Genomic DNA, 14,911 nt, shown 5'->3' with positions numbered 1-14,911 from the left:
CTGTGCAGACATGCGGCTCCGCCGCGTGGGCGCGAGCAACCACACACAACCCGCGCGCGCCGCACACCCCGCGCCCCCACGGCGCCTACCGCACAGCCACCGCCCTCCGCCTCGGCGCGGACCTCACTCCGATCACCCGGTCCATCAGCGCGCCCAGCACATCCCGCACCGACCCCCGCTCCCGCGCATCACAGTCCAGCACCGGAACATCGGCCCCCAACCCCAACGCCTCCCGCACCTCGCCCAGTTCGAACCGCTCGGCGCCATCGAAGCGGTTCACGGCGAGGACGAACGGCGCCCCGTGCGCCTCGAAGTAGTCGACGGCGGGAAAGCAGTCCTCGATCCGGCGCGTGTCCGCGAGGACCACCGTGCCGAGCGCCCCCTCCACGAGGTCGTCCCACAGGAACGAGAACCGGTCCTGCCCGGGTGTGCCGAACAGATACAGCGCGATGGACGGGTCCAGCGTGATCCGCCCGAAGTCGAGGGCGACCGTGGTCGTCGTCTTGGACTCCACGCCGTCCAGCGAGTCGACGCCCACCGACACCTGGGTGATCGCCGCCTCCGTGTCCAGCGGTTCGATCTCCGAGATCGCCCCGATGAACGTCGTCTTGCCGACCCCGAGCCCCCCGCTCACCACGATCTTCACGGCGAGCGGCACAACCCTGTCAGAGCGCCCGGACATGGTCCCTGATCCTTTCGAGCATCTGGAGCGGCAGCTCCGCGGGTTGCCGGCAGGCGAGCTGCCCGGCGACGACGAGGTCGGAGATCAGCACCTTGGCGACTCCGAGGGGGACGCCGACCCGGTGCGCCACCTCGGCGACCGTCGTCGGCTGTGCGCACACCGCGACGATGTGCCGCCGTTCGAACGCGAGCGACTCGTCCGGCACCCCGACGGCCACCACCAGCGTCTCCAGCCGCAGATCGGCCTGGAGCGGCTCGGCCCGGCCGCCGGTCATGATGAACGGCCGGACGAAGGACGTGTCGTCGGGGGACTCGACAGGCTCCCGCGCACTCATCGCGGCAACGCCTGCCGGAGATCGGCGATGAGCGCCGGCGTCAGCAGGTCCCCGGCCCGTTCCGCGAGCACCGCCATCTCGTAGCCGACGAGGCCGAGTTCGCCGCTGGAGTCGGCGAGGACGCCGAGGCAGCTGCCGTCCCGGATCGCGGAGACCAGCAGGAAGCCGCGCCCCATCTCGATCATGATGAGTTTGACCCCGTCGAAGCCGTACCGCTTGGACGCGCTGCGCGCGAGCGACGACAGGCCCGACACGATCGCCGCGAGATGGTCGGCCTCAGTGCGCCCGAGCCCGTCCGAGACGGCGATGAGCAGCCCGTCGGAGGAGACGGCGACCGCGTCCCGTACCCCGTCGGTGGACTTGACGAAGTTCGCGAGCAGCCAGTTGAAGGTCCGCGATTCGCTGGGGGTGTCGACGGTGGTCACTTGGCGTCACCCTCGCCCTTCGCGCCGCCCTCGTGGTCCGCTTCCTTCTCCCGTTTCTCCTTCTCCACGCTGATCCCGCCCCGCATGTGCGCGCTGCGGAGGGTGGCCAGCATTCCGGAGACCTCCTCGGGGCTGCGGTCGGGGGTCCGTTCGGCGGGCGCCGGGCGGCTGGGCCGGTCGGTCTCGCTGACGGCGTCCGCGATCGCGCTGCGCTGGGGCCGCTTGACGAGCCCGTTGCGGGTCCGGGCGGCCGAGGCGCCCTTCTTCTGCTGCTGCTCCGGCCTGGCGGCCTCGGCGGGCTTGGCGCCCTCGGTGGCGACGGGGACGAGCGGCGCCTCGTCGGTCCCCTTGCGCGGGGCGGGCACGGCCGGCTGCCCGGCCGCGGCGGCGGCCTGCTTCGGTACCGCCGTCGGCTCCGTGAGCAGGTTGACGGGGATCAGCACCCGGGCGACCACCCCGGCGGCCGGCGCCTCGCCGAGCCGTACCTCGATCCCGCACTTGCGGGCGAGCGCGCCGACCACGAAGTGGCCCAGGAACCGGGTGGGTTCGGCCATGAAGCTGGCGGTGCCGGAGAGCCGTACGTTGGCCTCGGCGAGCGCCTGGGTGTCCATGCCGAGGCCGTGGTCGACGATGGCGACCAGGTAGCCGGCGCTGGTGCGGCGGCCCTCGATCTCCACGTCGGAGTCGGGCGGCGAGAAGCTCAGCGCGTTCTCGATCAGCTCGGCGAGCAGGTGGGCGATCTCGGCGACGACCGAGCCGGTGAGATGGGCGGGCTCGACCCTGCGCAAGGTGACCCGGCGGTACTCCTCGACCTCCGCGAGGGAGGCGCGCAGGACGTCCGTGATGGACAGCGGGGTGGACCAGGGGCGGGGGCTGGACTCCCCGGCGAGGACGAGCAGGCTCTCGGCGTTGCGGCGCATACGGGTGGCGAGGTGGTCCAGTTCGAAGAGGTTGGCGAGGGTGGCGGGGTCGGCGTCCTCGTGCTCCAGCTTGTTGATGAAGCTGATCTGGCGGCGCACCAGGTTCTGGTTGCGGCGGCCGAGGCTGACCAGCGAGTCGGTGGCGTTGCGGCGCAGCACGGCCTGCTCGGTGGCGAGGTCGTAGGCGGCGCGCTGCACCCGGTCGAAGGCCTCGGCGACCTCCTTGACCTCGGCTCCGGCGGTGGCCGCGACGGCGAGCGGGGCGGGCGGGGCCGGGCTCTCGCCCGAGGACCCGTCCTGGACGGCGGCGACCGCCTCGGGCAGCCGCTGCCCGGCCACCTCCCGGGCCTGGTGGGCGAGTTCGGCGAGCGGCGCGGAGACGGACCGTACACAGTCGAGGGCGAGCGCGCCGAGCGCGGCGACGGTGCCGAGGGCCAGCAGCAGGAAGAGGAGCAGGTCGCGCTGGGCGGTGCCCTCCAGCCCTGCGGCCCGGTTCTCGACGTCGGCGCCGAGCGAGACCTGGACGTCCCGCAGCCCGTTGATGGTGGCGGTCATCGCGTCCCACCACTGCATGGGCGGGATGTCGTTCCACCTGAGCTTCCCGCCGCCCTGGACGGCCGTGCTCTCGTACGTGAGCGCGCGCTCCGCGTCCGGGGTGCTCAGGGCCGCGTCCAGGCGCCGCTGCTGGGCGTCGGTGGCCGAGCGGGGAAAGGCGTCGAGGGCGGCGAGGCGGCCGGCCCGGATCTCCATGAAGCGGCTGTAGTCGTCGTCCTTGAACTGCCCGGCGCGCACCGAGCCGAGCACGATGGCCCGCTCCTCGCCGGTGAACTCCTTGGCGTTGCCGAGGATCTGCAGCGTCTGGTATGCGTCGCGCAGGGTGGCGTCATGGACGTCGCTCAGGCCCAGGTCGAGCCGGTCGAGGACGGTGATGGTGGTGGTGAAGTAGTCGAAGGTGTCCTTCACCACGCCGGTGTGGTCGTCCGCGTGGGAGCGGATCCCGGTGAGCCCGTCGAGCCGTCCGAGGGACTCGCGCACCGAGCCGGCGGCCGAGTCGTCGCGTCCGCGGAGCGCCGTGTCCAGCAGGGTGCGGGCGGCGTCGGTGGCCTTGCGCTGTGCGGGCAGCTTGCCGCCGAACTCCTTGACGCCGCCGACGTATCCGGTGGTGAGACCGCGTTCCTTCTGGAGTTCGTGGATGAGGCCCTGGAGGGTGATCTCCAGGCGGGCGTTGTCCGCGGTGGCGGAGGCGTTGCGGTAGGCGGAGATCTGCTCGGCGGCGGCGACGCCCAGCAGTGTCAGCAGGACCGCGAGGGCGAGGACCAGAATCCTCAGAAGCCTGGTGCGAATGGTGGCTGCTTGCACGGAGGTGCCTTAATCAGGAGGCGAGTCGGTGGATGCGCAGAACCGAGGCAGAAATGGTTCTGCGCCCCGGCCAACGAACCTCACGGGGCAGCGGTCACCCGATCATGTTTTTGTTTTACGTCCCGGAAACAGGATCTCGGAGAATCCCGAGGTGACCCGTCCGCTCCCCTCGTCACCGTATACGGGGACGAGGGGAGCCTCGGGTTGACGGTCGCTCAGCAACCGTCGCAGGGACAGCAGCAGTCGCAGCCGTCACATCCGTCGCAGCCGTCGCACGGGCAGTCGCAGTCGCAGTTCCGGCAGCAGCCTTCGCGCTTCTTCCCGGACCAGGGACCCTCGTACTCCTCCGCGCAGCACATCTGGCAGCTGCAGCACAGCAGCGCGAACATGCCGCACCCCGCCAGGAATCCGCGCTTCTTCACCGGGGCCTCGGGCCCGGGCAGGTGGGCCGCGCAGCCCGGCGCGACCCCGAACGCCCGGTCCACCGAGCGCCCGAGTTCGTGTACGAGCAGCAGATGGGCCAGCGCGCCGTCCGTGAACTCCGCGTCCCGCAGCGCCAGCCGGATCCCGTGCAGCGCGTCGTCGGCGAGCCGGCGGGCCTCGGTGAGGGGGGTCCCGGTGGCGGTGAGCGGGTTCCAGGCGCCCGTGGCGGCGTCGGCGGTCCGGTCCTCGACGGCGTCCAGCAGATGCGCGAGCCGGCCGAAGAGGCGTCCGGCCTCGGCCAGCGGAACGGCGTTGCCCGGCCGGCCGGCCAGGACGGCGGTGTGCGCGAAGGCCGCGGCGGTGGCCGTCTCGGTCGGTTCGGTGACCGCGAGCAGGGGCGTACCCGGCCCCGCGAGCGCCTCGATGCCGAGCTGCCGGTCGACGGCGTCGACGAGGATCCCGGTGTCGAACCCGACCCCCGCGCCGCCACGGGCTCCCGCGCGCCCCCAGCCGTCCGCGACCCGGCGCGCGGCGAGCGCGACCGGCCCGCGCGCCAGCAGCCCGTCCCCGTCGGCGACATGGTCGCGGACCTTGGCCGAGGCGAGCACCAGGGAGACGGCGGCGGCGAGCCGCGCGCCCTCGCCCCGGGCGACGGAGGCGGTCCGCATCCCGCGCAGCGGGCACGGTCCGGCCGTACGCCGCCCGTCCTCCGGCCGCTCGGCCTGAGCCTCCGTCAAAACCGATATGAGCAGCCCGTCATAGTTCGTCACGAGCCGCGCGAACTGCCCGTGGTCACCGCGCAGGGCGAGACACAGCCCGCACAGGTGCGCCATCCACTGGTTCTTGAATCTCTCCCCCAGCCGATGACCACATGGTCTGACCATCCCGAACACGCCCGAAATCCCCCCAAGCCGTTCACTCAAACGCACTACCGATCACCCATACGCCCGGAACAATCATATTTCACTCTCAGTCAGCAGACATGTGAGCTAGGGCCCTTGGCACATCTGGGCTCTCGACGTATGCGCTCTGCACCAGTACCGTCACAAACCCCCCGCGCGGCGTCTATCCACTTGGCGCGCCATCCGCATCATGGACGACCATAGAGATGCGGAGCATGAAGGACCGCTGTGAGAGGAGGCGTCCATGGGATCGGTACGCAAGGCGAGTGCCTGGCTTGGCCTCGTCGACGACAACGATGACGAGCGCTACTACGACGACGACTACTCCGAAGGGACCGAGCAGCCCGGGGATGCCTGGGTCACCGACCCGCGGGTCAAGGTGGCCTCGGACGTCGCCGAGGTGAAGGGCCGCCGGATCGGTACGGTCACCCCGGACAGCTTCCGGGACGCCCGCGCGCTCGGTGAGCTGTTCCGCGAGGGCGTGCCGGTCATCGTGAACCTCACGGCCATGGAGCCGGCCGACGCCAAGCGGGTCGTCGACTTCGCGGCCGGGCTGACCTTCGGCCTGCGCGGCACCATCGAGCGGGTCGCCAACCGGGTCTTCCTGCTGACCCCCGCCAACACGGAGATCGTCAACGGTGAGCCGGCCTCGCGCCGGGAGGACGGCTTCTTCAACCAGAGCTGAGGCAGGGCCGCTCACCGGCCCTGCCCCCGCGCAGGGTTCACCGGAACGCGTCGAGTCCGGTGAGCGCCTTGCCCAGCACCAGCTGGTGCATCTCGACGGTGCCCTCGTAGGTGAGCACCGACTCGAGGTTGGTCGCGTGCCGCATCACGGGATACTCCAGCGAGATCCCGTTGGCCCCGAGAATCGTCCGTGCCGTACGGCAGATCTCGATCGCCTCTCGTACGTTGTTGAGCTTGCCGAAGCTGACCTGCTCGGGACGCAGGCGGCCGGCATCCATCCGCCGCCCCAGGTGATGGGCGAGCAGGATCCCCTTGTGCAGTTCGACCGCCATGTCGGCGAGTTTGGCCTGGGTGAGCTGGAAGCCGCCGATCGGCCGCCCGAACTGCTCCCGCGTCTTCGCGTACTCGACGGCGGCCTCCAGGCAGCTGCGCGCGGCACCCATGGCGCCCCACACGATCCCGTACCGGGCGTGCGACAGACAGCTGAGCGGCCCCTTGAGCCCGGTGACCTCGGGCAGCACGGCGTCGGCGGGCAGCCGCACATCCTCCAGGACCAGCTCACTGGTGACACTCGCCCGCAGCGACCACTTGTGCTTGATCTCCGGCGCCGAGAACCCGGGCGTGTCGGTGGGTACGACGAACCCCCGGATCCCGTTGTCGCTCTGTGCCCAGACGACGGCGACGCCCGCCACCGACCCGTTGGTGATCCACATCTTCCGCCCGTTGAGCACCCAGTCGCCGCCGGCGTCGCGCTTCGCGTACGTCCGCATGGAGGCCGGGTCGGAGCCGTGGTCGGGCTCGGTCAGACCGAAGCACCCGATGACGTCACCGGCGGCCATGCCCGGCAGCCACCGCTGCTTCTGTTCCTCGCTGCCGAACCGGTGGATGGCGTACATGGCCAGCGACCCCTGCACGGACACCAGCGACCGGATACCCGAGTCGGCCGCCTCCAGCTCCAGACAGGCCAGCCCGTACTGCACGGCCGACGCCCCCGCGCACCCGTACCCCTCCAGCGACATCCCGAGGGCCCCGATCGACCCGAGCTCCTTCGCGAGCTCCCTGATCCCCGGCAGCTCCCCGCTCTCGTACCACTCGGCGACGTACGGCAGCACCCGGTCCGCCGCCCACCTCCGCACGGTCTCCCGTACGGCGACATCCTCCGGCTCCAGCAGATCGTCGATCCCGAGCGGGTCCCCCGGATCGAACGCAGGCAACTTCACGGACGCGGACATGAACCCTCCCATAAACTAGCGCTGCTAGTTACAACAGATTACGCGCCCTCCCCCACATCCCCTCAACCGACAGCCGCCGAAGGCGATCCGCCCCCACAGGTCGGCCCACCCTCCCGTGGGTGGGAGAAGGGGGTGCGTCACGCGGAGACGCGGGAGCGGGTGGGTTCGCGGGGGGCGGGGACCTCGACCGGTGATTCCTCGCACTGCATGGCCCGCGGCAACCGCAGCGCCATCACGGCCCCCAGCAACAGCAACCCCGCACTCACCAGCAACGTCACATGCAGCCCGTGCACGAAGGAGTCCCGCGCCGCCTGCCGCAGCGCCGACCCCGCCGACCCGCCCAGCCGCCCGGCGACCTCGTACGCCTCCCCCAGCGAATGCCCCGCCGCGGCCGACGCCGACGCCGGCACCCCCGGCACCCCGGCCAGCCCCGGCGCGTACGCCGCGTTCATCACGCTGCCGAGGAGCGCGATCCCGATCCCGGCACCCAGCTGGTACGACGTCTCGCCGATCGCCGCCGCGCCCCCGGCCTGCTCCGCCGGCGCCTCGTTCAGCATCGACTCGTACGCCCCGAAGAGCGTGGTCTCCAGGCCGAAGCCGAGCAGCAGGAAGCCGACGAGCAGCAGACCCGCGTTGTCGGCCCCGCCCATCGCCGTCAGCGTCAGCACCGCCGCCGCGGTCAGGCAGAAGCCGAAGCACACCATCCGGCGCGGCCCGAAACGCCGCAGCATCCGCGCCCCGGCCAGCCCCGCCGCCATCGCGGCGAGCGTCAGCGGCAGCAGTCGTAGCCCCGTCTGCAGCGGGGACAGCCCGAGGACCAGCTGCAGATACTGCGCGGCGATCAGTTCGAGGCCCACGAGCGCGAGCATCGCCAGCACGATGCAGCCCACCGCCGTGCAGAACGCGGGCCGCGCGAACATCTTCAGGTCCACCAGCGGGAACGCCCGCCGCCGTTGCCGCCGCCCGAAGAGCATCAGCAGCAGCGCGCCGAGCACCAGCGGCGCCACCGTGAGCACGCTGCCCGCCGGCTCGCCGCCGCCCAGGCGTTTCACGGCGAAGACGACCCCGAACAGACCGGCCGCCGCCATCAGCGCGCCGACCACGTCCCAGGGGCCGTTGCGGTCGCCGCGCGACTCGGGGAGGAGCAGCCGTCCCACCGGGAGGCTGATCAGCATCAGCGGAATGTTGACCAGGAAGACGGAGCCCCACCAGAAGTGTTCGAGGAGGAAGCCGCCGAGGAGCGGGCCGACGGCCGCGCCGACCGCCGCCACCGCGCTCCAGATGCCGATGGCGACGGCCCGTTCACGGCGGTCGGGGAAGACCTGCCGGAGGATCGACAGCGTCGCGGGCATGATCATCGCGCCGCCGACACCGAGCAGCGCCCGGGCCAGGATCAGCGCCTCGGCGCTCGGCGCGACGGCCGCCGCCGCGGAGGCGACGCCGAACAGGGCGTATCCGATGAGCAGGATCCGGCGTCGGCCCACCCGGTCGCCGAGCGTGCCGAAGAGGATCAGCAGCGAGGCGCAGACCAGCGGATAGACGTCGACGATCCAGAGCAGCTGCATGGCGCCGGGCTTGAGGTCCTCGGTGACGGCGGGCACCGCGACATGCAGCACGGTCGCGTCGAGGGCGACCAGCAGCAGGCTGACACAGAGGACGACGAGGACGACCCAGCGGTTGGCACCGGCACCGGCTTCGGGCGCCCGACGGCGCTGGCGTACGGCAGCCGTGGTCGTCCCGGACATGTACGTACCTCCCAGATGGTCCCTCGCGCGCGGCGGATCGGCGGGGCGGGGACTCCCCGTCGTACGGCCGGAGAGGAGCGGGGTCTCCGGCCCGCGCATACGAACGCGAGTGACACGTCAGCGTACGCGAGTTCGTTCCGGGGTCACGTGGCGGACCTCTCACACTCTCCACAGAACTCATGTGGCGTACGCCACTGGCCCCGACCGGGACCACGCCGGGGCGGGCCCTCCGGTTCCGCGTCCGGTCGATAATCGAGCCCGTGACCGATCTTGAAACGCCCGTGGCGGCGCCTCCGGGCCCGGCCCCGCGCCGGGCCGCGCCGGCGCTGCTCGGGTATGTCGCCGTGCGCGCCCTGGGTCTGTTCGTGCTGGCCGTGTGGAGCGCGGCGCGCGGCAAGAACGCGCACACCTTGTTGACGGCCCGCTGGGACTCGCTGTGGTACACGCGGGTCGCCGAACTGGGCTACGGCTACGAGGTGCGGCTGCCGAACGGCGACGTCCACTCCAACCTGGCCTTCTTCCCGCTGCTGCCGTGGCTGGAGCGCCTGTTGCACGCGCTCACGCCCCTGTCGTACGCGGACGCGGGCCTCGTGGTCGCCCTGCTCGCCTCGCTCGCCGCGGCCTGGGGGATCTTCGCGGTCGCCGACGTGGTGTACGGCCCGCGGGTCGGGGTCTGCGCGGTGCTGGTGTGGGCCGTCCTGCCCGTCGGGATCGTGCAGTCGATGGCGTACAGCGAGTCGCTGTTCACGGCGCTGGCCGCCTGGTCGCTGTACGCCGTGCTGACCGGCCGCTGGGTGGGAGCGGGTGCGCTGGCCGCGCTGGCGGGGCTGACCCGGCCGGTGGGACTCGCCGTGGTGGCGGCGGTGTGGACGGCGGGGGTGGTCTCGTTCGTGCGGGATCGGAGCGGGGGCGCGCGGGAGCAGAGTGCAAGTGACGTGCCGGGCGCGCACGATGGCGAGCACGCCCCCGAGGCGTCCAGCGCCGCCCGCGCCCGGCGCACCCCGCAGCCAACCGGCGCACACCACGCAACACGCGCCCTCGGCATGCTCCTCGCCCCCGCCGGCACGGCCGCCTATGTGCTGTGGGTCGGCCATCGCACCGGGAAGGGTCCGCTCGGCTATCTGGACGTCCAGGCGGGCTGGCGCAACGGCTTCGACGGCGGCTATGCGTTCGCACGCTTCGTGGGCGACAAGTTCACGTCATTTCCGTCCGCTCCGGCCGGAGCGGGTTTGATCGTCGGCGTCGGCCTGCTGTTGTGGCTCTACGTGACGGGTCTGCGTCAGCGGCAACCGCTTCCCCTGCTGGTCTACACGGGTGTCGTCCTCGCCCTCGCGCTCTGCGCGTCCAGCTACTTCGGGTCCAAGCCGCGGCTGCTGATGCCGGCCTTCCCGGTGCTGTTCCCGCTCGCCCGAGCCCTCGCCCGGCTGCGCACCGGCCGATCGGCGCTGGTCACGGCCGGTGTCGCGGTGGCCTCGGCGGTCTATGGCGCGTTCTGGCTGAACGGCTCCGGGCCACCATGATCATCCGCGTCGGGACGGTGAGCAGCCGGAGAATTCCACCCCATGCTTTGGTTAACGAATTCATAAGTGCCATAAAACGGCCGCCCGGCATGATCAAAGGAATTGAAGGGCAGACCCCCGGCGGATTACGGAATCCTTAGAATTCGGAAGCCTCCTGAGAGGTTTCCCACATCACATCGTCATCACAAAGCCGCTGTTTCGACCGGGAACAGAGCTCACTCGCTGTAACGTCGATTGGGTGCGTACCGAACGAAACCTCACCCGTCTGGACCGGGTGTTCGCCAGGCTGGACCGTGAGCCGGAACGACCGGCCCACATTGATGTGCCGCGGATGAGCCGGCACCGGGTGGTGTTGTTCACCGGAACCCTCGCCTTCTACCTGGCGATCGTGTGGGCCGTCGTCATCACCTCGTGGCTGGTCCGGCTCGACTGGCAGGTCATGTTCTTCCGGCCGTACCAGCAGTGGTCGGGAATCCACTGGTTCGTCGATTACTACGTGGTCCTCGGCCAGCGCGGCCCGACCGCCGTGATGGTCGCGGCCTGGCTGGGCTGGCGCTCCTGGCGGCAGCACACCCTGCGCCCGCTGCTCACGCTCGGCGCCTCGCTGCTGCTGCTGAACATCACGGTCGGCGCCGCCAAGCTCGGCATGGGGCGCCTCGGTCCGCACTACGCGACCGTGATCGGCTCGAACGAGATGGGTCTGGGCGGCGATATATTCCCCAGCGGCCACACCGCCAACGCGGTGGTGACCTGGGGAATTCTGGCGTATCTGGCCTCCACCCCGCGAGCCCGCCGCTGGCTCTCCGCCGCCTCGGCGGTCACCTCCCTCGGCGTCGGCATGTCCACCGTCTACCTCGGTACGCACTGGCTGAGCGACGTGTTGCTGGGCTGGGCCGCCGGGCTGCTGATCCTGCTGGCACTCCCCTGGTGCGAGCCGTTCATCGCCCGCGCCGAGACCTGGCTCTTCGACCTGCGCGACCGCCGGCGCTCCCGCCGCGGCAGTGCGGTGCCGGTCCCCGCGCCCGCCCCCGTCCCGGTCCCGCCCGTGGTTCTCAAGCCGCGTCCGGCGCCCGCCGAGCAGACGGAACCGGAGCGCGAGCCGGTCTCCTCCACCCGCTCCCCCCGGACGCCGATCCATCTGGCGCCCGGCCCGCACACGGCCCGCTCGGAGCGCACTCCGGTGACCCCGGTCGGCAGCCGCCGCCCGCAGCACCCGGAGCGGCAGCCGCGCGGCACCGCCGGCCAGCCGGCCCGCCCGCTGACGGGCGGCTGAGGACCGCACGGACGCGACGGGCACGACCGCGGGGCCAGGTACGCACAACCGGCCCCGCGCTCGGCCCGCCAGGCGCGCTCAGCCCTTCCAGGCGCGCGCCACCACGCCGTCCCGTACCTCGAAGTTGAGCCGCCCCGCCCGGTACTCCATGGTGATGATCGCCCCCGGCGGCAGTGAGCGGACCGTCGACCACCCCCGCTCCCGGGCGAGCCGCTCCGCGTCGCCCGAGTGGAGGCCTACGTACCCTTGCGGGCTGTCCTGGGGCTCCGTCGGCGGAGCGGGATTCGGTGCCATGCGGCCACGCTATCCCGAGTTCCGGCCCTCGGGTCACGCTTCTGTCACAGAATCACGACACGCGTTTCGGTCGAACTCCATCACACGTACGAGCGGTTCCGTACCTCTTCCTGGCGCATTCGAGCGCAATTCCCTGATGCCGGTAGGGTCTTCCGAAAAGCCCGCCGGAAAGAACCGGAAGTAAGGACCAGGGGGGCTCATGCGGGCCGATTCCATTCCGAATCCGCGGCCCCGCGCACGACCTGACACCGCATAAGAGTTTCACCACTCGGACACAGAACCCCCGTACCGGCCCGGGTGAATCGGCGTCACATCGGGGCATCCGGTTCCGATGCGGAGCATGTACATGCCCCAAAAACGCGCCGGGCCCCACCCGGTCGGACCGGGCGGGGCGGACCGGGCGGGGCAGGGGCGCGCGTCAGAGCGCGAGGCGCTGCCCGGGCACGATCAGGTTCGGGTCGTCGCCGATGACGGCCTTGTTGGCGGCGTAGAGGCGCTGCCAGCTGGTGCCGTGCCGCGCGGCGATCCCGCTCAGGGTGTCGCCCTCGCGGACGGTGTAGTCGCCCTTGGCCGAGGCGGTGCCGGTGCGCGGGGTCGAGCGCTGCGGCGTCTTCGCCGCAGGGGTCGACTTCCTGGTGGTCGTCGACTTCGTCGCCGACTCCGTGCTGCTCTTCGTGGTCACCGAGGCGCTCTCGGGCGCCGAGCCGGTCGCTCCGGCCCGCCCGGAGCAGACCGGCCACGCGCCCCAGCCCTGGGCGTGCTGAACCTTGGTGGCGACGGCGATCTGCGCTTCCCTGGAGGCCTGGTCGGCCGTCGACGCGTAGGCGGTGCCGCCGTACGCGCGCCAGGTGGAGGCGGAGAACTGGAGTCCGCCGTAGTAGCCGTTGCCGGTGTTGATGTGCCAGTTGCCGCCGCTCTCGCACTGGGCGATGCGGTCCCACACTCCGTTGTCCGCCGCCGCGGCGTTGCCGGTGGCTGCCAGCAGGCCCAGCGGGGCGAGCAGCGCCGCTCCGGCCAGGGCGGCCGTCGTACGGCCCTTGCGGGAGCCGTTCTTCGCGGCGGTCTCACGGGTGGTATCGGCACACTCGGACATGTATTTCCCTCTCCACGTACCCGGGCTCCCCCAGGCGGTCGCGGTCCCCGCGCGATGGACGCGGTTCTTCGCGCTCGCCCCGTCCGCCGCGGCCTGGTACTGCGGTGGTGCTCTGCCTGGTTCGGCCGGCGGACGTACCCGAGCGGTGCTCGTTGCACACGGCGGAGGAATCTAGGGACCGGGAACGTCCGAAATCAACCAACTCCCCGTCCGGCCAGGCCAGTTCGGTGTTACCGTTGGTAGCGGCGATTTCCAGCCACCCACTACATTCCCTGATTTCATGATTTGTCGACCATGGGTTCGATGGATCTGTGATTCACTTCACCGCGTCAAACTCCTTTGGCTTGCGAAGAGTTGACGGGGAGTGCCGAATTCCGCACGGGGAGTGACCCTGTGCAGTGGATGGTTCGATCCCGATCCCCCCGAGGCGTGACCCCCACCACAGATCACCCGTTGTCTTCTTCATGAGCCCGCGACCCCGGGGGCTCACGGACCGGGAGCCACCCGGGCCTTCACGTACCGCATCCCGAGGGAGCCACCGTGCCGCGCATGCTCGACGTCAGCAACGAGGTACGCGCCGAGATCGGCGACGAAGAAGCCGACCGGTTGCTCGCCGGAGACAACGCCCCCGGCAGCTACGACTGCACGTCCTGCCGCACCCCGGGCGACTCCGAACAGGAGCGCACCAGCACCGTCCTGTTCATCGGCGACGAGACCGCCGTCCTCGCCTTCGCCCACGCCACCTGCCTGCCCTCGCAGGTCGTCCAGGTCACCGAGGAGCAGCTGCAGGGCGCGGTCCGCTCCATCAACGGCGACAGCGCGCCCGGCGGCGGGCCGCAGAAGTCCGTGCCCGAGCAGGCGGTGCTCGGGGTGACCAGCGGACTCGTCCTGATCGCCGGGGAGTTGCACCCCGCGCTCGTCGTCGAGCCGACCTCGCCGATCGTCCGGCCCGGCACGGACGGGGTCGGCGACGACTTCCTGCCGCTCCTCATCGAACAGGGCTTCATGCCGCTGACGGAGCTGACCGCGGTGCCGCCGGTGCTGCACGGGTGGTCGGTGCTGCTGGCGGTGGGTCAGCTGCACGCGGTGCTGCAGCCGGGGGCGAACGGCGGGCAGCCGATCGCCTGGTGGCAGGCGCACCAGCCGCTACAGGTGACCGACGGGTGGCGAGCGGCCGCCAACAAGCACCAGCAGGTGCTGATGTTCGCGGCGCCGGTCGGGTCGATCGGGCGGCAGCCCCGGGAGGACCTGCTGCGGGACGCCCTGGACAAGGCCGCGGCGAACGGGAAGCTGGTGGCGGCGGCGTTGCCTCTCGCGGGGGTCTGAGGGTCGCCCGAGGGGCAGAGGGCTGTGTCCCGCATGGCGGGTGCGGCACCGGCGTGGCTGCTCGCGCCCACGCGGCGGAGCCGCATATCAGATACAGCCCCGCGCCCCTGACAGGGCGCTGTTCGACCGCATCTCTTCACCAACCCGGTCGTTTGGACATACGTGCACGCATACGACCTTCCGCCCCGCCGGCCGTCCTTCTCCGCCGTTCCGTCCGCACGGGTGGCCCAGGAGGCCACCGGCGGGGTCTCGGCCACGCCGATCTACGACTCGCTCTACGCGGAGTGGGTCAAGAGCTTCCGTACGCTGCCGGGAGACCGCAGCGGTGAGGAGGATCTGGGGTTCGTCGCCTTCGGGAACACCCCGTTCAGCACGGGCATCCACGGGCTGGGGTCGTACGGAGGGACCGCGTACAGCGCGTACAGTGCGGGCGCCTTCAGCGCGCGGCACGGCGGTGAGCACCCGCAGCCGCCGCAGTGGCAGCGGATCGGGACGCTCGGCCGGTCCCAGGACGCCGGGATGACCGCGGTCCCGGCTGCGCTTCCGCCGGGACCGCGCCGGGGTCTGTGACACACGTGTGAGGGGCGGGCCCCCGGGCCCGGGGGCGCCCCCCCCCCCGGGGCCCACAAAGTTAGACCCCCCCCCCTGGACCGCCCCCCCCCCGGGGGGTGGGTGCGGGTGGCCCCCGACCACCACAAC

Annotated in this window: 14 protein-coding genes; 5 read left to right on the top strand and 9 right to left on the bottom strand. The window is 71.6% G+C overall.

Annotation, left to right across the window (positions count from 1 at the left end; all coding sequences use genetic code 11):
- Positions 1-85 precede the first annotated feature (85 nt).
- The 5 genes from ACGFZS_RS27655 to ACGFZS_RS27635 all read right to left on the bottom strand — a co-directional run bounded on the left by ACGFZS_RS27655 (position 86) and on the right by ACGFZS_RS27635 (position 5,027).
- Positions 86-682 carry an ATP/GTP-binding protein gene (locus ACGFZS_RS27655; RefSeq protein WP_355723824.1) on the bottom strand — a complete coding sequence of 199 codons (597 nt, stop codon included), beginning with the start codon at positions 680-682 and terminating at the stop codon, positions 86-88.
- On the bottom strand, positions 666-1,016 hold the full coding sequence (locus ACGFZS_RS27650; protein WP_365695312.1) for a DUF742 domain-containing protein: 351 nt from the start codon (positions 1,014-1,016) through the stop codon (positions 666-668). The genes ACGFZS_RS27655 and ACGFZS_RS27650 overlap by 17 nt, the downstream gene beginning before the upstream one ends.
- Positions 1,013-1,441, bottom strand: a complete 429-nt coding sequence (locus tag ACGFZS_RS27645; RefSeq protein WP_355723830.1) for a roadblock/LC7 domain-containing protein — start codon at positions 1,439-1,441, stop codon at positions 1,013-1,015. The genes ACGFZS_RS27650 and ACGFZS_RS27645 overlap by 4 nt, the downstream gene beginning before the upstream one ends.
- Positions 1,438-3,720, bottom strand: coding sequence for a nitrate- and nitrite sensing domain-containing protein (locus ACGFZS_RS27640; protein ID WP_393797385.1), 2,283 nt, complete (start codon positions 3,718-3,720; stop codon positions 1,438-1,440). Before ACGFZS_RS27640 ends, ACGFZS_RS27645 begins: the two co-directional genes overlap by 4 nt.
- 215 nt (positions 3,721-3,935) lie before the next feature.
- On the bottom strand, positions 3,936-5,027 hold the full coding sequence (locus ACGFZS_RS27635) for a DUF5685 family protein (RefSeq protein ID WP_393797384.1): 1,092 nt from the start codon (positions 5,025-5,027) through the stop codon (positions 3,936-3,938).
- Positions 5,028-5,289: 262 nt separating this feature from the next.
- Between ACGFZS_RS27635 and ACGFZS_RS27630 the strand changes: the two genes are divergently transcribed.
- Complete coding sequence (locus ACGFZS_RS27630) at positions 5,290-5,730, top strand: cell division protein SepF (protein ID WP_355723835.1); 441 nt, start codon at positions 5,290-5,292, stop codon at positions 5,728-5,730.
- A gap of 37 nt (positions 5,731-5,767) precedes the next feature.
- Here the strand turns inward: ACGFZS_RS27630 and ACGFZS_RS27625 are convergent, their stop codons facing one another.
- Together ACGFZS_RS27625 and ACGFZS_RS27620 are read right to left on the bottom strand one after the other, a co-directional pair.
- The gene (locus ACGFZS_RS27625; protein ID WP_393797383.1) at positions 5,768-6,961 is read right to left on the bottom strand and encodes an acyl-CoA dehydrogenase family protein; all 1,194 of its coding nucleotides are present in this window, start codon (positions 6,959-6,961) and stop codon (positions 5,768-5,770) included.
- Between the two features lie 137 nt (positions 6,962-7,098).
- On the bottom strand, positions 7,099-8,706 hold the full coding sequence (locus ACGFZS_RS27620; RefSeq protein ID WP_393797382.1) for an MFS transporter: 1,608 nt from the start codon (positions 8,704-8,706) through the stop codon (positions 7,099-7,101).
- Positions 8,707-8,966: 260 nt separating this feature from the next.
- Here ACGFZS_RS27620 and ACGFZS_RS27615 point away from each other — a divergent pair, with 260 nt between their 5' ends.
- Both ACGFZS_RS27615 and ACGFZS_RS27610 read left to right on the top strand, forming a co-directional pair.
- Positions 8,967-10,226 carry a mannosyltransferase family protein gene (locus ACGFZS_RS27615; protein WP_393797381.1) on the top strand — a complete coding sequence of 420 codons (1,260 nt, stop codon included), beginning with the start codon at positions 8,967-8,969 and terminating at the stop codon, positions 10,224-10,226.
- 238 nt (positions 10,227-10,464) lie between these two features.
- Positions 10,465-11,499, top strand: a complete 1,035-nt coding sequence (locus ACGFZS_RS27610; RefSeq protein ID WP_393797380.1) for a phosphatase PAP2 family protein — start codon at positions 10,465-10,467, stop codon at positions 11,497-11,499.
- 78 nt (positions 11,500-11,577) lie between these two features.
- On the opposite strand, the gene ACGFZS_RS27605 is transcribed toward ACGFZS_RS27610, so the two are convergent.
- Both ACGFZS_RS27605 and ACGFZS_RS27600 read right to left on the bottom strand, forming a co-directional pair.
- The gene (locus ACGFZS_RS27605; RefSeq protein ID WP_393668285.1) at positions 11,578-11,793 is read right to left on the bottom strand and encodes an I78 family peptidase inhibitor; all 216 of its coding nucleotides are present in this window, start codon (positions 11,791-11,793) and stop codon (positions 11,578-11,580) included.
- Between the two features lie 418 nt (positions 11,794-12,211).
- Positions 12,212-12,886: a transglycosylase family protein gene (locus tag ACGFZS_RS27600; protein ID WP_393797379.1), complete on the bottom strand. Its 675-nt coding sequence runs from the start codon at positions 12,884-12,886 to the stop codon at positions 12,212-12,214.
- Positions 12,887-13,426: 540 nt separating this feature from the next.
- Between ACGFZS_RS27600 and ACGFZS_RS27595 the strand changes: the two genes are divergently transcribed.
- A complete protein-coding gene (locus ACGFZS_RS27595; protein WP_393797378.1) occupies positions 13,427-14,212 on the top strand; it encodes a hypothetical protein in 786 nt (261 codons plus the stop codon).
- Positions 14,213-14,374: 162 nt separating this feature from the next.
- Entirely contained in the window at positions 14,375-14,782 is a 408-nt protein-coding gene (locus ACGFZS_RS27590; RefSeq protein ID WP_393797377.1) for a hypothetical protein, read from the top strand.
- The last annotated feature ends 129 nt before the right edge of the window (positions 14,783-14,911 follow it).

The organism is Streptomyces sp. NPDC048288, assembly GCF_043201555.1.
Taxonomy (GTDB): domain Bacteria; phylum Actinomycetota; class Actinomycetes; order Streptomycetales; family Streptomycetaceae; genus Streptomyces.
The sequence above is the reverse complement of the archived record's forward strand: the minus strand, read 5'-3'. Positions and strand labels throughout refer to the sequence as shown.